This window comes from Streptomyces sp. NPDC017991, from assembly GCF_044328075.1.
Classification (GTDB): Bacteria; Actinomycetota; Actinomycetes; order Streptomycetales; family Streptomycetaceae; genus Streptomyces.
The window spans coordinates 291,233-308,882 of record NZ_JBIRGP010000006.1; the positions used below are offsets into that span (position 1 = coordinate 291,233).

Annotated in this window: 14 protein-coding genes; 11 read left to right on the forward strand and 3 right to left on the reverse strand. The window is 71.0% G+C overall.

The features are described 5' to 3' along the window. Nucleotides 1-105: 105 nt before the first annotated feature. On the reverse strand, nucleotides 106-864 hold the full coding sequence (locus ACH4DZ_RS20120; RefSeq protein ID WP_398288541.1) for a hypothetical protein: 759 nt from the start codon (nucleotides 862-864) through the stop codon (nucleotides 106-108). 104 nt (nucleotides 865-968) lie between these two features. On the opposite strand from ACH4DZ_RS20120, the gene ggt reads away from it, so the two are divergent. The 9 genes from ggt to ACH4DZ_RS20165 all read left to right on the forward strand — a co-directional run bounded on the left by ggt (nucleotide 969) and on the right by ACH4DZ_RS20165 (nucleotide 13,867). Beyond that, nucleotides 969-2,780 (forward strand): gamma-glutamyltransferase, encoded by a 1,812-nt coding sequence (ggt, locus tag ACH4DZ_RS20125; protein WP_398288542.1) that lies wholly within the window; start codon nucleotides 969-971, stop codon nucleotides 2,778-2,780. Between the two features lie 180 nt (nucleotides 2,781-2,960). Next, nucleotides 2,961-4,601, forward strand: coding sequence for a hypothetical protein (locus ACH4DZ_RS20130; RefSeq protein WP_398288543.1), 1,641 nt, complete (start codon nucleotides 2,961-2,963; stop codon nucleotides 4,599-4,601). A 167-nt stretch (nucleotides 4,602-4,768) separates the two neighbouring features. Further along, entirely contained in the window at nucleotides 4,769-5,611 is an 843-nt protein-coding gene (locus ACH4DZ_RS20135; RefSeq protein ID WP_398288544.1) for a nitrilase-related carbon-nitrogen hydrolase, read from the forward strand. Further along, complete coding sequence (locus tag ACH4DZ_RS20140; protein WP_398288545.1) at nucleotides 5,608-6,897, forward strand: aspartate aminotransferase family protein; 1,290 nt, start codon at nucleotides 5,608-5,610, stop codon at nucleotides 6,895-6,897. Before ACH4DZ_RS20135 ends, ACH4DZ_RS20140 begins: the two co-directional genes overlap by 4 nt. Nucleotides 6,898-6,997: 100 nt before the next feature. Next, nucleotides 6,998-8,578, forward strand: a complete 1,581-nt coding sequence (locus tag ACH4DZ_RS20145; protein WP_398288546.1) for a PucR family transcriptional regulator — start codon at nucleotides 6,998-7,000, stop codon at nucleotides 8,576-8,578. A gap of 188 nt (nucleotides 8,579-8,766) precedes the next feature. Further along, a complete protein-coding gene (locus ACH4DZ_RS20150) occupies nucleotides 8,767-9,609 on the forward strand; it encodes a nitrilase-related carbon-nitrogen hydrolase (protein WP_385835844.1) in 843 nt (280 codons plus the stop codon). 98 nt (nucleotides 9,610-9,707) lie between these two features. Then, complete coding sequence (gene hydA, locus ACH4DZ_RS20155) at nucleotides 9,708-11,111, forward strand: dihydropyrimidinase (protein WP_398288547.1); 1,404 nt, start codon at nucleotides 9,708-9,710, stop codon at nucleotides 11,109-11,111. 29 nt (nucleotides 11,112-11,140) lie between these two features. Further along, entirely contained in the window at nucleotides 11,141-12,160 is a 1,020-nt protein-coding gene (locus tag ACH4DZ_RS20160; protein ID WP_398288548.1) for a TIGR03842 family LLM class F420-dependent oxidoreductase, read from the forward strand. Between the two features lie 141 nt (nucleotides 12,161-12,301). Continuing rightward, the gene (locus ACH4DZ_RS20165) at nucleotides 12,302-13,867 is read left to right on the forward strand and encodes an NCS1 family nucleobase:cation symporter-1 (RefSeq protein WP_398288549.1); all 1,566 of its coding nucleotides are present in this window, start codon (nucleotides 12,302-12,304) and stop codon (nucleotides 13,865-13,867) included. Nucleotides 13,868-13,896: 29 nt separating this feature from the next. On the opposite strand, the gene ACH4DZ_RS20170 is transcribed toward ACH4DZ_RS20165, so the two are convergent. Together ACH4DZ_RS20170 and ACH4DZ_RS20175 are read right to left on the reverse strand one after the other, a co-directional pair. Continuing rightward, on the reverse strand, nucleotides 13,897-14,559 hold the full coding sequence (locus ACH4DZ_RS20170; protein WP_398288550.1) for a hypothetical protein: 663 nt from the start codon (nucleotides 14,557-14,559) through the stop codon (nucleotides 13,897-13,899). A 50-nt stretch (nucleotides 14,560-14,609) separates the two neighbouring features. Then, complete coding sequence (locus ACH4DZ_RS20175) at nucleotides 14,610-15,707, reverse strand: carboxymuconolactone decarboxylase family protein (protein ID WP_398288551.1); 1,098 nt, start codon at nucleotides 15,705-15,707, stop codon at nucleotides 14,610-14,612. 167 nt (nucleotides 15,708-15,874) lie between these two features. Here ACH4DZ_RS20175 and ACH4DZ_RS20180 point away from each other — a divergent pair, with 167 nt between their 5' ends. Together ACH4DZ_RS20180 and ACH4DZ_RS20185 are read left to right on the forward strand one after the other, a co-directional pair. Continuing rightward, nucleotides 15,875-16,975: a sensor histidine kinase gene (locus ACH4DZ_RS20180; protein ID WP_398288552.1), complete on the forward strand. Its 1,101-nt coding sequence runs from the start codon at nucleotides 15,875-15,877 to the stop codon at nucleotides 16,973-16,975. Continuing rightward, nucleotides 16,972-17,640: a response regulator gene (locus ACH4DZ_RS20185; protein WP_398288553.1), complete on the forward strand. Its 669-nt coding sequence runs from the start codon at nucleotides 16,972-16,974 to the stop codon at nucleotides 17,638-17,640. The genes ACH4DZ_RS20180 and ACH4DZ_RS20185 overlap by 4 nt, the downstream gene beginning before the upstream one ends. Nucleotides 17,641-17,650: the final 10 nt, after the last annotated feature.

Genomic DNA, 17,650 nt, shown 5'->3' on the forward strand with positions numbered 1-17,650 from the left:
CCGGGGATCACTGCTCACGCAGCGGGACCGACACGTACGCGGGTCGGCCGCTGGTGAGAAGAAGGTCAGCTGCGCCGGTCGGGTTGTGCTCCCCTCGGCACCGCCCTACTGCCCGGCACGATGGGTGGTCCGGGTGGCCCCCTCGGGCAGGGGGGTCTGCGCGGCGCGGGTGACGTCGGCGACCAGCTCGACGACATCCGGCCCGTACGCCTGGGAGTTCACGACCTTCAGGAGGAGGGCGAAGGAACTGTCGCCGTGCTTGCGGTACAGCCGCTCGTGGTTGCGGGCCAGATAGCGGGTCGCCGCCTGGTTGGTGATCGCGCGCTGCCCGCAGAAGAGGAACACGGGCCTGCTGGGGCCCGGCTGCCCCGCGGTGAGCCGCGCGAGCAGGACGTACTCGGCCACCCCGGGCTGCATACGGTGGCGATCGGTGCCTATCTGGAACGCCAGGCGGTCCGGACCCGGTTCCGGATCCACGTTCACGCGCACACCCGGCAGCATGGCCTGCATATGGGCGGCCATGCGGCGGTTGGACCCCGGACCGCCGACACAGAACTCCGTGCGCTCGCCGAAGCCCTGCCGGGCCGCGTCCTGGGTGATCACGTCGGCGTGCGCGTTGCAGTCCTTGATCAGCGCGGACAGCTCCAGGAGCGCGAACACGTCGTAGCGGTGTACGGCCAGATCGGGGCTGCCGGCGTCGCGGTTGACCACGAGCAGCGACTCGGAGTGGTCGGGCAGCCCGAAGAAGGCCTGCTTGCGGCGGAGCCTGCGCTTCCACAGGTAGGTCCGGGCGAGCCAGCCCAGCGAGGCGCTGAGGCCCGCCGCGATCACGCCGAGGACGATGTTGCGCACGTCGTCATTCATGGGCGCGCATGTTAGCGGGCGAGCGCATCCGTGTTCGAGAGGCGCCTGACGCGGCCGTGCCGGGGAAGTTACGCTGCGCAGGGAATCGCTGACTGGAGGTACGGATGGGGCGCTCGGTCGCGCGGAGACTTGCTGTGCTGGCGGTGTCGGCCGCTGTGGTGTCGGTGGGGGCGGCGCCGCCCTCCTCGGGAAAGGCCGGGAACGGTTCCGGCCCGGCCGGGAAGGTGCCGGTCGCCGTCGGCTACGGCGGAGCCGTCGCGAGCGTCGACGCGGACGCCTCGGCCGCGGGTGTCGAGATCCTCCGCAAGGGCGGCAACGCGGTGGACGCGGCCGTCGCCACGGCGGCGGCCCTCGGCGTCACGGAGCCGTACTCGTCGGGCATCGGCGGAGGCGGCTACTTCGTCTACTACGACGCCAGGTCCCGTACGGTGCACACGATCGACGGGCGGGAGACGGCACCCCTGACGGCCGACTCGGGGCTCTTCCTGGAGGACGGCCGGCCGATCCCGTTCGCCGACGCGGTGACCAGCGGCCTGGGTGTGGGCACGCCCGGTACGCCGGCCACCTGGCAGACGGCGCTGGACAGTTGGGGCAGCAAGCGGCTCGGGCCGCTGCTGAAGCCCGCGGAGCGCCTGGCGCGGGACGGGTTCACCGTCGACGCCACGTTCCGCTCGCAGACCGAGTCCAACGAGGCGCGGTTCAGGAACTTCCCCGACACGGCCGACCTGTTCCTGCCGAACGGCTCGCTGCCGGTGGTCGGCTCGACGTTCAAGAACCCCGATCTGGCCCGTACGTACGAGGAGTTGGGCCGCAAGGGCGTCAGCGCCCTGTACCGCGGCAGGCTCGCCGAGGACATCGTCGACACGGTCAACGAGCCGCCGGTGGACCCGGCTTCGGGGTACAACGCCCGCCCGGGAGACCTGTCGTTGCGGGACCTGGCCAAGTACCGGGCGAAGCGGCAGGCGCCCACGAAGACCTCGTACCGCGGTCTGGGCGTCTACTCCATCGCGCCCTCCTCCTCCGGTGGCACCACGGTCGGCGAGGCCCTCAACATCCTGGAGAACACCGACCTTTCGAAGGCCTCCGACATCCAGTACCTGCACCGGTACATCGAGGCGAGCCGGATCGCCTTCGCGGACCGGGGCCGCTGGGTGGGCGACCCGGCCTTCGAGGACGTACCGACGAAGGAGCTGCTGTCGCAGAGGTTCGCCGACTCGCGCGAGTGCCTGATCAAGGACGACGCGGTGCTCACCAGTCCGCTGGCACCGGGCGACCCGCGTGACCCGGCGGCGTGCGCGGCCGGGGGCACGGCCGCGCCCACGACGTACGAGGGTGAGAACACGACCCATCTGACGGCCGCCGACAAGTGGGGCAACGTCGTCGCCTACACGCTCACCATCGAGCAGACCGGCGGCAGCGGGATCACCGTCCCGGACCGTGGGTTCATCCTCAACAACGAGCTGACCGACTTCTCCTTCGCCCCGGCGAGCCCGGCCGTGCACGACCCGAACCTGCCCGGGCCCGGCAAGCGTCCGCGCTCGTCGATCTCGCCGACGATCGTGCTCGACCGCCACGGCGAGCCGGTGGTGGCGCTGGGCTCACCCGGGGGCGCGACCATCGTCACGACCGTGCTGCAGACGCTGACGGGCTTCCTCGACCGGGGCCTGCCGCTCGTCGACGCGATCGCCGCCCCGCGTGCCAGCCAGCGCAACCAGACGACCACCGAGCTCGAACCGGGCCTGTGGAACAGCCCGTTGAGGACTCAGCTGGAGGGCATCGGCCACGGCTTCCGGCAGAACCCGGAGATCGGCGCGGCGACGGGCGTCCAACGCCTCCCGAACGGCAAGTGGCTGGCAGCCGCGGAGACCGTACGCAGGGGCGGCGGCTCGGCGATGGTGGTGCGGCCGGCGCGGTAGGGGCATGGAGCGGCGCGTCGATGAGGGACCTGCGACCGAGACGCGCCGCGTTCTCCCCTCACGTTCCGGGGTGGTGACCGCACTCTGCGTCCAGGCCGAAAACTCGTCGTAGTGATTGCGTAACACGAATGGTGTTTTCTGCCATATTGGAGTACTCCGGTCCGGCGTGGGGTGAACGCAATGACAGTGGAACAACTCCCGGACCAAGTACGGGAGTTCGCGCAGTACCTCAACGGCCTGCTGTCCCGGCTCGATCAGGGCGGCGGCTGGTGCGGTGTGTTCTGGCAGCGCGACCCCGAAGGGATGCGGGCCTGCCTGGACGGGTGGGAAGTGCCGCCCTGGGACGTCGTGGAGGCCGTCCTCCAGGATCTGGGCGCCGAGTACGGCGACCGGGTCGCGGCTCAGGAGACCGGGCGGGCCAAAGCCCTGCACGCCGCCTCCCTCGCCGCGTACGACGCGCGGCCCGGCGGTCGTGACGCTCTCGGCGACCGGCTCGACGTGATGCTGCGCGAACAGCGTTACGCCGCCGAACGGCTCTCGGAGCTGGGGCGGTCGCTGCCCGCGGCCACCACCCAGGAGGAGAGCGACTCCCTGCGCCTCGATCTCGCCTGGGCCCGCGACGACCACGACCGCGCGACCGCCCGTTGCGCCGAGATCCGCGCCCGCGTCGACGACCTGGACCGGCGGACGGCGGACGGACACGCCCGGAGCGGGAACGACGGCCGCGCCCCCGTCCGAACGGCCGACCAGACAGCTGCCCCGCGCTTGGGCGTGCAGCGTTCGGCGCCGGACGAGGACGACTGGCCCGACCTCTGGCGCGACGCCTCCGCGGACCGGGCCGCACGGCAGGACGCGGCGGCCCAGGACTCCCACACCGGTTCCGCCCCGGGAGCCCGGGCGGCACATCCCGAAGCCACCGAAGCCACCGAAGCGTATGCAGCACATGAAGCGCATGAAGCGCGTGAAGCCGGAGAAATGGTCGGAGCCGCCGAGCACCCCGTCTCTCCCGAATCCCCCGCGCCCAAGCAACGTTCCAAGCGGCGCATCAGAGGAGGCGCCCGGGGCGGCGCCCGCTTCGCCGGCGTGACCGACGCGAACACGGACGCGGACACAGGCACAGGCGCTGGTACAGGTACGGGTACGGGTTCAGGCACGGGCCGGGAACGCGGCGCGAGCAGCCCCGTAACCCCGGTGCCGCAGCCCGCGGACCAGGCCCCCCGGGGTGCCCGGTTCGCGGGAGGCACGGAGGAGGGCGGTGGGCACGGGGCGCCGCGGCGCGAGCCCCTGGACGACGAGGCGCGGCGGACCACCGTCGAGACGGTCGCGACGCTCGTCCGGTTGCGGGGCGAAGGCCGTACCGGCGAGGCGCACGCCGTACTGGTCGAGGCCGCGCACTGGCCCGCGGCCCGTTTCCCGCTCCTCGCCGCCGAACTGCACCGTGCCGGACTCGACGCCGACTGGGCCTCCCTCCTCTGGGAGGCGGTCTCGCTGCCCGCCGACCGGCTGGTCGCCGCGGCCGACGCGCTGGTGGCGGCCGGACGCACCGCGGACGGCCGGCAGATGCTGCGGCAGGGTGTCGCGCGGCCCGCCCCGGAGGTGGGCGAGGCGGTCCTGGGTCTCGTCGGGGAGGGGCGGCACCGCGAGGTCCGCGCCCTGCTGGACGCGTACGTCCGCGTCCGCACCCCGGAGGAGGCCGCCCGCAGCATCGACGCCGACCCGCAGTTCCTCGCCCCGCTTCTCCTGGAGGCGGCCCGCGACGTCTCGGAACAGCGCTACTGGGATCTGATCCACGCCCTGCGCGTGGCCGGCTACACGGCCTGAGGCGCGAGACCCCGTCCCGCTCACCCACAGGGGTGTGAAACATGATCGACTCCGCCGGTTAACGACGATGGTCTTGCCCAGGGCAGCGCCGAGGCTTACTTTCAGGGCTCTACGCCCGGTGTCTACGGGCGTAGAGGCTCTCTGACGTCACGTCGAAGGAGCAGCTCATGGCCAACGTCGTACGCGCCGCTCTGGTCCAGGCCACCTGGACCGGCGACACCGCATCCATGGTCGCCAAGCACGAGGAGCACGCCCGTGAGGCGGCCCGTCAGGGTGCGAAGATCATCGGATTCCAGGAAGTCTTCAACGCCCCCTACTTCTGCCAGGTGCAGGAGCCCGAGCACTACCGCTGGGCGGAGCCCGTACCGGACGGCCCGACCGTCACCCGGATGCGGGAACTCGCCCGCGAGACCGGCATGGTCGTCGTGGTGCCGGTCTTCGAGGTCGAACAGTCCGGCTTCTACTTCAACACCGCCGCGGTCGTCGACGCCGACGGCACGTACCTCGGCAAGTACCGCAAGCACCACATTCCCCAGGTCAAGGGCTTCTGGGAGAAGTACTACTTCAAACCGGGCAACCTCGGCTGGCCCGTCTTCGACACCGCGGTCGGCAAGGTCGGCGTCTACATCTGCTACGACCGCCACTTCCCGGAGGGCTGGCGTCAGCTAGGCCTGAACGGCGCCCAGCTCGTCTACAACCCGTCGGCGACCTCCCGGGGCCTGTCCGCCCACCTGTGGCAGCTGGAGCAGCCGGCCGCCGCCGTCGCCAACGAGTACTTCATCGCCGCGATCAACCGGGTCGGCGAGGAGGAGTACGGGGACAACGACTTCTACGGGACCTCGTACTTCGTCGACCCGCGCGGGCAGTTCGTCGGCGAGCCCGCGAGCGACAAGAGCGAGGAACTCGTCGTCCGCGACCTCGACCTCGACCTGATCGAGGAGGTCCGGCAGCAGTGGGCGTTCTACCGGGACCGCCGCCCCGACGCGTACGAAGGACTGGTGCAGCCGTGACCGAGGACCTGCTGGGCCGTCACCGGGCCGTGTCGCCGGACTGGCTCGCCCTCTACTACCAGAACCCGCTGGAGCTCACCCACGGCGAGGGCCGCCACGTCTGGGACGCCGAGGGCACCAAGTACCTCGACTTCTTCGGCGGCATCCTCACCACGATGACCGCGCACGCCCTGCCCGAGGTCACGAAGGCCGTCAGTGAGCAGGCCGGGCGGATCAACCACTCCTCCACGCTCTACCTCAACCGGCCGATGGTCGACCTGGCCGAGCGGATCGCCGACCTGTCCGGCATCCCGGACGCGCGCGTCTTCTTCACGACCTCGGGCACCGAGGCCAACGACACCGCGCTGCTCCTGGCCACCGCCTACCGCCGCAGCAACCAGATCCTGGCGATGCGCAACAGCTACCACGGACGTTCGTTCAGCGCGGTCGGCATCACCGGCAACAAGGGCTGGTCACCGACCAGCCTGTCACCCCTCCAGACGCTGTACGTGCACGGCGGCGTCCGCACCCGCGGCCCGTACGCCGATCTCGACGACGCGGCCTTCATCGCGGCCTGCGTCGCCGACCTGGAGGACCTGCTCGGCCACGTACGCGCCCCCGCGGCCCTCATCGCCGAACCCGTCCAGGGCGTCGGCGGCTTCACCTCACCGCCGGACGGCCTGTATGCCGCGTTCCGCGAGATCCTCGCCGAACGCGGCATCCTTTGGATCGCCGACGAGGTGCAGACCGGCTGGGGCCGGACCGGCGACAACTTCTGGGGCTGGCAGGCCCACGGGCAGCACGGCCCGCCCGACATCCTCACCTTCGCCAAGGGCATCGGCAACGGCATGTCCATCGGCGGAGTCGTCGCCCGCGCCGAGATCATGAACTGCCTCGACTCCAACTCCATCTCGACCTTCGGCGGCACCCAGGTCACCATGGCCGCGGGCCTCGCCAACCTCACCTACCTCCTGGAGCACGACCTCCAGGGCAACGCCCGCCGGGTCGGCGGACTGCTCATCGAGCGGCTGCGGGCCGTCGCCGAGCAGCTCCCGGGCGTACGGGAGGTCCGGGGCCGCGGGCTCATGATCGGCGTCGAGCTGGTGAAGCCCGGCACCGACGAGGCCGATCCGGACGCGGCCGCCGCCGTGCTCGAAGCGGCCCGTGAGGAAGGCCTGCTGATCGGCAAGGGCGGTGGTCACAGCACCAGCGTCCTGCGGATCGCCCCGCCCCTGTCCCTCACCGTCGCGGAGGCCGAGGAGGGCGCCGCGATGCTGGAGCGCGCCCTGCGGGCCGGCCGGCTCTGAGCCGCTGTCAGCCGCGACCGGCCCAGACCAGCGTCGGCCGGCCTAGGTCGGCGTCCGCTCCGAGGAGTGTTCGGCACCGCGAGATTGAAGGTTCGCCCTGATGACGACCGCCTCGGAACCCGCCCTGTCGGTCCGGCAGATCCTCGCCCTGGAGCGGGTGCTCGCCGGGGAGCCCGAGGTGGTGGCGGGCGCGGGCCAGCTGGACCGGCCCGTGCGCTGGGTGCATGTCGCCGAGGCCGCCGACGTCGGTGTCATGCTCAGCGGCGGCGAGATGATCCTCACCACCGGCGTGCTGCTCGCGGGCGACCGGGAGGCGCAGGCCGAGTACATCCGCTCCCTGCACCGCGCGGAGGCCTCGGCCGTCGTCCTCGGACTCGGCCGGGCCTTTCCCGCGCCGCCCGAGGTGATGCGCAGGGCCGCCGAGCGGTGCGGGCTGCCGATGGTGGTCCTGCACCGCCCGTTCCCCTTCGCCGAACTCACCGAAGAGGTTCAGTCCAGGCTCGTACGGCGGAAGTTCGCGGCCGTCAGCCTCTCGGAGGCCGTACGCACCGCGCTGACCGGACTCATCACGACGGGCGCCCCGCTGCAACGGATGCTCGACGAGATCGCGGGCCACAGCGCCTGCCCGGTGGTCGTCACCAACCTCGCCCACCGGGTCCTCGCCACGGCGGGGGAGCGGTCCGCGGTCGACGACGTGCTGCGCGACTGGGAGCGCATTGCGCGACAGGCGGGCGGCAGCGAGGGCGACGGCTGGGTCCGCGCCGAACTGGGCGGACGCGGCGAGCGCTGGGGACGCATCGTGCTCTGCGGCTACCGCGGCGACACCGCCACCGGCCGGCTCCTCGCCGACCGCGCCGCCGAGGCGCTCGTCCTGCACCGCATGCTCGGCGGCGCCGCGCACTCCTGGGAGGAGCAGTCCGCGCAGAGCCTGCTCACCGACCTCGTCTCCGGAGCGGTACCGGCCCGGCAACTGCTGCCCCGGGCCCGCGCGGCCGGCCTGCCGGTCAACCGCCGGACGTTCGTACCCCTGGCCGTACGAGGCGTGGGTGCCGCACAACTGACGCGCGTACTGCGGCTGTTGGGACTTCCCGGACTCGTCGCCGAGCTGGCGGACGGGGTCACCGCCGTCCTGCTGAGCCTCGCCAGGGACCAGGACGCCGAAGCCCTCGCCGCACACTTCGCCGCCCGGCTGCGTACGGAACCGGGTGGTGACCTTCCGCGGGAACAGGAGTCCGCGGCCGTCGTCGCCGCCGCGGACGCGCGGACCGGCTGGGACGATGTGCCCGCGGGGCTGCGCGAGGCCCGGCACGTGGCCGACTCGGTGGCCGAGAGCCCGGCCGACCTGGACCTGCCGCTCGTGGTGCGGCTGAGGGACGTACACCTGCGCGGACTGGTCCGGCTGCTGCGTGACGACCCGCACGTCCAGTCCTTCGCGGAACGGGAGTTGGACGGGCTGCTGTGCGGCGCCGACACGGAGGCGGAGCTGCTGCCGGTGCTGCGGACGTACCTGGCCACCGGCCGCAACAAGTCGCGTACCGCACAGCTCCACCATGTCTCGCGGCCCGCGCTGTACCGCCGGCTGGAGTCCATAGAGGCGCGGCTGGGGGTCGACCTCGACGACTTCGAACAAGCCGCCTCCATCCACATCGCCCTCCTCGCGCACGACGCGCAACAACGCTGAAACATGGAACGACCTGGGAAAACGGTGGTGAAACATGGGCCTTGGCAAGGGTGACACCGTGGAACGCCACACGCCCGCAGACGTGACACGCTGCACCTCAACGTCATCCCCACGGCTTCCTAGGCTCCTGGGGCGGACGGCGGCACTTCCGACGCCCGCCCCAGCACACCCAGCGACCGGAGGTCCCGATGAGCAGAGTGATCCGCGCCGCCGTCTTCCAGACCGCATGGACGGGCGACAAGGAATCGATGATCCAGGTCCACGAGCAGGCGGTCCGCGACGCCGCCGCGCAGGGCGCCCAAGTCCTGTGCTTCCAGGAGCTGTTCTACGGGCCGTACTTCTGCCAGGTCCAGGACAAGGCGTTCTACGAGTACGCCGAGCAGATCCCCGAAGGCCCCATCGTCCGCCGATTCCAGTCCCTGGCCGCGGAGTCGGGCATCGTCCTCGTCCTGCCGATGTACGAGGAGGAGCAGCCCGGCGTCCTCTACAACACCTCGGCCGTGATCGACGCCGACGGCTCGTATCTCGGCAAGTACCGCAAGCACCACATCCCGCAGGTGGAGGGTTTCTGGGAGAAGTTCTACTTCCGTCCCGGCAACAGCGGTTGGCCGGTCTTCGACACCGCCGTCGGCAAGGTCGGCGTCTACATCTGCTACGACCGGCACTTCCCGGAGGGCTGGCGTGCCCTCGGACTGGCCGGGGCCGAGATCGTCTTCAACCCGTCGGCCACCTCACGCGGCCTTTCCGCCTACCTCTGGCAGTTGGAGCAGCCGGCCGCGGCCGTCGCCAACGAGTACTTCGTGGGCGCCATCAACCGCGTGGGCGTGGAGGAACTCGGCTCCAACGACTTCTACGGCACCTCGTACTTCGTCGACCCGGAAGCCCAGTTCGTCGGCGAGGTGGCGAGCGACAAGGAGCCCGAACTCGTCGTCCGCGACCTCGACATGGAAAAACTCCGCACGGTCCGGGACCGCTGGCAGTTCTACCGGGACCGCCGCCCGGACGCGTACGGCCCGCTGACGGCTCCCTGACGGGCCCGAAGGGGCGCGGGGAACTGCGCGACCAGCCACGACGCACCCGCACGTGACCACTGCCCTCGTCCGGGGTGTCTATGACAGGAGAGGAACACATGAGCACGCGTACCGTCATCCGCGGTGGTCTGGTGATCACCGCATCGGACGAACTGCACGCGGACGTCCTCATCGAGGACACCCGGATCGCCGCGATCGCAGCGACCGGCACCCCCGCCGCCGAGGCATGGACCGCCGAGCGGACCATCGACGCCACCGGCAAGTACGTGATCCCGGGCGGAGTCGACGCCCACACCCACATGGAGCTGCCCTTCGGCGGCACCTTCGCCTCCGACACCTTCGAGACCGGCACCCGTGCCGCCGCCTGGGGCGGCACGACCACGATCATCGACTTCGCGGTCCAGAGCGTCGGCCGCTCCCTGCGCGAGGGCCTGGACGCCTGGAACGCCAAGGCCGACGGCAGGTGCGCCATCGACTACGGCTTCCACATGATCGTCTCCGACGTCAACCAGGACACCCTCAAGGAGATGGACCTGCTGGTCGAGGAGGGCGTCACCTCCTTCAAGCAGTTCATGGCCTACCCCGGCGTCTTCTACAGCGACGACGGCCAGATCCTGCGCGCCATGCAGCGCTCCGCCGAGAACGGCGGCCTCATCATGATGCACGCCGAGAACGGCATCGCGATCGACGTGCTGGTGGAGCAGGCGCTCGCCCGGGGCGAGACCGACCCCCGCTATCACGGTGAGGTCCGCAAGGCCCTCCTGGAGGCCGAGGCCACCCACCGCGCCATCAAGCTCGCCCAGGTGGCGGGGGCACCGCTGTACGTCGTGCACGTCTCGGCGACGGAGGCGGTCGCCGAACTGGCCCGGGCCCGCGACGAGGGCCTGAACGTCTTCGGCGAGACCTGCCCGCAGTACCTGTTCCTGTCGACCGACAACCTCGCGGAGCCCGACTTCGAGGGCGCGAAGTACGTCTGCTCGACCCCGCTGCGGCCCAGGGAGCACCAGGCCGCCCTGTGGCGTGGCCTGCGCACCAATGATCTCCAGGTCGTCTCCACCGACCACTGCCCCTTCTGCTTCGTGGGCCAGAAGGAGCTGGGCCGGGGCGACTTCTCGAAGATCCCCAACGGTCTGCCGGGCGTCGAGAACCGGATGGACCTGCTGCACCAGGCCGTGGTCGACGGACACATCTCCCGGCGTCGCTGGATCGAGATCGCCTGCGCGACCCCGGCCCGGATGTTCGGCCTGTACCCGAAGAAGGGGACGATCGCGCCGGGCGCCGACGCGGACGTCGTCGTCTACGACCCGCACGCCGAGCAGATCATGTCCGCCGAGACCCACCACATGAACGTCGACTACTCGGCGTACGAGGGCAGGCGCACCACCGGCCGGGTCGAGACGGTCCTGTCGCGCGGCGAAACGGTCATCACCGAGCGGGAGTTCACCGGCCGCGCCGGGCACGGCATGTACACCCCCCGCTCCACCTGTCAGTACCTTCTCTGATCCTTCTCCGAGCGACCAGGAGTGGCGCCATGGACTTCGGACTCGTCCTGCAGACCGACCCACCTGCCTCCCGCGTCATCAGCCTGATGAAGCGGGCCGAGCGCAACGGCTTCACGTACGGCTGGACCTTCGACTCCGCCGTGCTCTGGCAGGAGCCGTTCGTGATCTACAGCCAGATCCTGTCCCACACCACGAAGCTCAAGGTCGGCCCGATGGTGACGAACCCGGGCACCCGCACCTGGGAGGTCACCGCCTCGACCTTCGCCACGCTCAACGACATGTTCGGCAACCGCACGGTCTGCGGCATCGGCCGCGGTGACTCGGCGATGCGGGTGGCCGGCCGCAAACCCAACACCCTCGCGCGGATCAGCGAGGCCATGAAGGTCATCCGGGCGCTGGGCCGCGGCGACGAGGCCGATCTCGGCGGCACGGTGATCAAGTTCCCGTGGGTCGAACCGGGCGCCGAACTCCCGGTCTGGATGGCCGCGTACGGGCCCAAGGCCCTGAAGATGACCGGCGAGGAGGCGGACGGTTTCATCCTCCAGCTCGCCGACCTGTATCTCGCCGAGTACATGATCAAGGCGGTGAAGACCGCGGCGGCCGAGGCCGGACGTGACCCGGCCGACGTCAAGATCTGTGTGGCGGCCCCCGCCTATGTCACCGAGGACGACTCGCCCGAGGCGCTCGCCCACGCGCGGGAGCAGTGCCGCTGGTTCGGCGGCATGGTCGGCAACCATGTCGCCGACCTCGTCTCCAAGTACGGCGAGCACTCCGGCGCCGTGCCCGACGAACTCACCGACTACATCAAGTCCCGCGAGGGCTACGACTACTCCCACCACGGGCGCAGCGGAAACCCCGACACCCGGTTCGTGCCGGACGAGATCGTCGACCGGTTCTGTCTGATCGGTACGGCCGGACAGCACATCGAGAAGCTGAACGCCCTGCGGGAGCTGGGCGTCGACCAGTTCGCCCTGTACGACATGCACGACGCGCAGGAGGAGGTCATCGAAGCGTACGGATCGACGGTCATCCCCGCGGTCAACCGTTGACGGTCAACCCCCACCGTCAACGATTGATCCCCCTCCCGCCGTCGACGGTCGACGACTCTCCCGCCGTCAACGGTTGACGGGTGCCCCACCACTTTCCCCCCGCACGGCCTTTCCCGTCCCACCTCATTGATTGGCCTGCTCATGACCGAAACCGTCCCCACGGGGCCACCGATATCCCAGTCCGCCGACACCGAGGGGCGGATCGAACTCAGCCCCGGGGCCTTTCCCGCCGACAGCCCCTTCGCCAACGAGGACCTGCGTCCCGTCCCGGTCGCCGAGCGCAAGTGGACGACGTACAACTTCGCGGCGCTGTGGATCTCCATGGCGCACTGCATTCCCAGTTGGACCCTGGCCTCCGGTCTGGTCGCCCTCGGGATGGACTGGAAGCAGGCCGTCCTCACGATCGCGCTGGCCAACGTCATCGTGCTGCTGCCGATGCTGGCCACCGGGCACGCCGGACCCAAGTACGGCATCCCCTTCCCCGTGCTGGCCCGGGCCTCCTTCGGGCTGCGCGGGGCCAACATCCCGGCGCTGATCCGGGCGGCCGTGGCCTGCGGCTGGTTCGGCATCCAGACCTGGATCGGCGGCAGCGGCATCTTCGCCCTCGGCTCCAAGCTGACCGGCGGCGAGTGGGAGAAGGCGGGGCAGATCGCGGGCAACCCCTGGCCGCTGTGGCTGTGCTTCCTGCTCTTCTGGGCCGTGCAGATCGCGATCATCTACCGCGGTATGGACTTCCTGCGGCGCTTCGAGAACTGGGCCGCGCCCGTCGTGATCGTCGGCGCGTTCGTGCTGTTGATCTGGATCGCCGTCAAGGCCGACGGCTTCGGCGCGCTGCTCGACCAGCCCTCGAAGCTCGGCTGGGGCCCCGACTTCTGGACGGTCTTCTTCCCGGCCCTCATGGGCATGATCGGGTTCTGGGCGACGCTGTCCCTCAACATCCCCGACTTCACCCGTTTCGGCGCCAGCCAGAAGGCGCAGACCTGGGGGCAGAGTCTGGGGCTGCCGACGACGATGACACTCTTCGCGATCCTCGCCGTGCTGGTCACCTCCGGCTCGGAGGCCGTCTACGGAGAGGCCATCTGGGACCCGGTGGCCCTGGCTGCCAAGACGGACAGCGCCTTCGGTCTGCTCTTCGCGCTCTTCATCGTGCTGATCGCGACGATCTCCGTGAACATCGCGGCGAACGTGGTCTCACCGGCGTACGACCTGTCCAACCTGGCGCCCAAGTTCATCAACTTCCGTACGGGAGCGCTGATCACGGGTGTCGTCGGCATCCTGATCTTCCCCTGGAAACTGATCTCCACCCCGGAGTTCTACATCTTCACCTGGCTCGGTGTGGTCGGCGGGCTGCTCGGCACGGTCGCCGGCATCCTGATCGCCGACTACTGGATCGTCCGCCGTACGGTCCTGCACCTCGCGGACCTCTACACGCCCGGCGGACGCTACTGGTACACGAACGGCTGGAACTGGCGGGCGGTGCTGGCCTTCGTGGTCGGGGGAGTCCTGGCCGTCGGCGGTTCGTACTCTAACGTCGACGCCGAGGGCGCGAAGCTCGGCCCGTTCCCCGTCGACGGACTCATCCCGCTCCTCAAGCCGCTCGCGGACTACGGATGGGCGGTCGGCGTCGCCTCGTCGCTCATCCTGTACGTGATCCTGATGGCACCCGTGGCACGGGCCGAACGGGAGTCCGCACGCGAAGTCGCCTGACGGCGGGCTGGCCGCGCCGGGAGCCGCCGCTACTGTGCGGCCTCCAGCGCGGCCATCCCCTCCTTGGCGGCCTTGATGGCGCCCTTGTTGATCTCGTCCGTACCGGGTGCCTTCTTGGTCTCGAAGTCACTGCCGTTGTACGTGACGACCACCAGGGCGTTGGACGCGCGGACGATCACCATGCCCTCACGGGTCTGCTGCTTCTTGTCGGTGGTGAGGTTCACCACCGAGTAGGCCTCGTCGCCGACCCCGGGGACCTCACCGCCGCCGCTCTTCTCCGTGGTGCGCTGCTTGTACGCGGCGAGGGCGGTCTCGTCCGATTTCTTGATCTCGTACGAGATGTCCAGCCAGCGGTAGTCGAACGACTTGAGCGCGTTCCAGGAACAGGTGCGGCGCAGCGACTCGTCGGTCGAGGGGATCTCCTTGCCGGCCGTCTTGGCGCCGGGCACCAGCGCGGTCACCGTCTTCTTCGTGACGCCCTCGCAGGGCGCGGGAGAGTCGCGGTAGGTGCGGGTGGCCGCGGCGGTCGCGGGCGCCGACGGAGATCTCTCGCCGTCGGGGGCAGCCTTCTTCTCCGTCGCCGGAGTCGCGGCGAGTGGCCCGGACGACAGTGCCCAGCCCGCCGTGGCGAGCACGACGACCGGCGCCAGACGCGCGGTGAGAGCGAGAGGAAGAGATCGCACGGCGCACATTTCGTGGGGGACGGTGCGGAGGGGTCCGCACGGCGGACGGGACGCCAGTCTCACACGCGGGGCTGTGGGGCGGAAGTGCGAACTCGCTCCGTGCCCGACCGTGCCCGCGCGGTGACAGTACTTACCGTGGCGTCGAGGGGCAGCGCGCGCTCGATACGGTCCACGGCGGTGAACGCCCCGTACGCGATCAGCTCGACCAGGCAGTGGTCCGTGTACGGCGGCTTCTTCCAGGCGGCCACGTCCTCGTCGGTGATCCGGTACGGAGCGAGTGCGGCCAGCAGCGCCAGCCGCGCCCCGGGCCGGTCCGCGCGGCCGGGCAGAGCGTCCCAGACCACCGGCTGATGCGTGCCGTCCCAGAGCGCGACCGTGTCCCGTACGAGGTTCTGGTCGGCCTCGGTCAGCAGCGCGGAGCCCGCCATGGCCGCGACCCGCAGTGCCGCGTACGCCGGGCCGACCGTCGTTCCGGCCGCCCAGGCCGGGCCGGGGCCCGCGTCGCCGTCGAGGAGGGCGAGGCTCGTGCCCGGTACGAGGCGCCGGCGCACGGTCTTCGCCACGGAACGGCCGACGAGGCTGCGGACCGCCCTGAACCGCTGCACGTTGCCCGGCAGCAGGTTCTCGGTCAGCAGGGCCGAGACGATCCGGTTGACGAAGTGGAAGGACAGGGCGGTTCCCACGTACGCGGCGGTGTGCCGGACGAAGAAGGGCAGCGGGGTGAGTTCCGGGCTGCCCGGGACGCGGGTCGCCTCGCCCCAGGCGACCATACGGGCCTGGACCTCCTTCTCCGGGGCCCTGCCGCGGGCCAGGCGCTCCGCCAGGGCGTGGTCACCGGTGGCGTGCAGCAGGAGGGTGTGCGCGTCCACGCAGAACGGGCACTTGTTGGCCCGGGACACCCCGAAGGCGGCCAGTTCCTTGCCGGTGCGGCTGCCCTCGCCCGCGAGCAGCGACTCCCGCATCAGCGCCCAGGCGGCGGCCATCAGTTCGGGCGAGGAGGACAGGACGACGAAGGTGGAGGCGTTCTCGATGCCGAAGTCCTCCGCGAGCTGCCGGTACACCTGCGCGGTGCGGCCGGTGGCGGACCTGGGCGGCAGGGGCTCGGTGTGGCGGAAGGGCGCGGTCGTGAACGGCGCGGTCAGGAAGGCTGTGGTCATGGGGAGAACCCTGGCTCGCCGGGATGCCCCCACGCGTCGTACGGCCGGAGGCAGTTGGCGGTGCGCCGACCCGACCGCCCGGCACCTCCCACTACTGCGCGGGGAGTAGCGCGGGAGTTGTCCACAGGGCTGACGCCACTGTCCGTCCGGCGGTCTACGGTACGGACATGAGCGCGGACCAGGTCATCCTCAAGCGGCTCGCCGACGTGGCACTCGCCGTCGTGATCGGCGCGATCACCATGTTCGCGGCGGCCCTCGACCAGGACACCACCGTGCTCGACCACGCGCTGATCGTGGCCGGCTCGCTCGCGCTGGTCGCGTACCGGAAGGCACCCCAGGTGGTGCTCGGCGTCACCACGGCCGCCCTGAGCGCCCACGCGCTGCACGCCCAGCCGGGGCCGGTCGCCGCCCTGCCCGTGGTGGCCGCCGTGCACACCGCGGCGCAGGCGGGACACCGGGCCGTGGGCGCGGTCGCGGGCGCTGTGTTCCTCGGCGCGTATCTCGCGGCGGGTCCGGTGTCGCAGAGCACCGTCGAACGAACCGCCCTCCTCGCGGGCTGGTTCCTCTGCGCCGTGGTCAGCGGCCTCGCGGGCCGCAACTGGCAGGCGTATCTGCGCCAGACCGAACAGCGCGCACTGGAGGCCGAGCGCACCCGCGAGGAGGCGGCCCTGCGCCGCGCCGGGGAGGAACGCCTGCGGATAGCGAGGGAGTTGCACGACTCCCTGACCCACAGCATCTCCATCGTCAAGCTCCAGGCGGGTGTCGCCGTCCATCTCGCACGCAAGCGTGGCGAGGAGATACCCCCGGCCCTGCTCGCCATCCAGGAGGCCGGCGGGGAGGCCATGCGCGAACTGCGCGCCACGCTGGACGTCCTGCGCACCGATGAGCCGACCGGCACGCCGGCGCTGCTCGTGGAGCGGGCTCGCGCGGCGGGCCTCGCCGTCGACCTGACCGTGACGGGCCGCGAGCGCCCGCTGGCGGCGACCGTGGACCGTGCCGCGTACCGCATCGTCCAGGAAGCCCTCACCAACGCCGCCCGACACGCAGGCCAGGCCAGGGTCGCCGTCCGACTCGACTACGGAGAAGGGGAGTTGACGATACGCGTCGAGGACGACGGAACCGCCAAACAGTCCTGCCCGCCCGCCGAGGGCATCGGGCTCACCGGTATGCGCGAACGGGTCACGGCGCTCGGCGGCACCCTGCGCGCCGCCCCGCGCGAAGAAGGCGGCTTCTCGGTACGGGCCGGTCTGCCTCTGGAGCACGCGTGATCCGGGTCGCGCTCATCGACGACCAGGCCCTGATGCGGGCCGGGTTCCGGGCCCTCCTGGACGCCGAGGAGGGCATCGAGGTGGTCGGCGAGGCCCCCGACGGCGAGCAGGGTGTGGCGCTGGTGCGTGCGCAGGTGCCGGACATCGCCCTCGTCGACGTGCAGATGCCGGTGATGACGGGCATCGAGGCGACCCGCCGCATCGCCGCCGACCCGATGCTGTCCGGCGTCCGCGTGGTGATGCTGACCAACTACGGCCTCGACGAGTACGTCTTCGAGGCTCTGCGGGCCGGGGCCAGCGGATTCCTGCTCAAGGACACCGAGCCCGCGGACTTGCTCCAGGCCATCGAGGTCGTCACGCGCGGCGAGGCGCTGCTGTCGCCGTCCGTCACCCGCACGCTGATCGGGGAGTTCGTGTCCCGGCCGCCGGACCGGGCGAAGGCACCCGGTCTGGAGTGCCTGACCCGCCGGGAGCGCGAGGTCACCGGGCTCGCCGCCCGCGGCCTCACCAACGAGGAGATCGCCGCCCACATGGTCATCAGCCCCTTCACCGCCAAGACCCACATCAGCCGCGCGATGACCAAGCTCGGCGCCCGGGACCGCGCCCAACTGGTGGTGTTCGCGTACGAGTCGGGGCTGGTCACGGCACGCGGACGGGCGGAGTGACGACACGAGG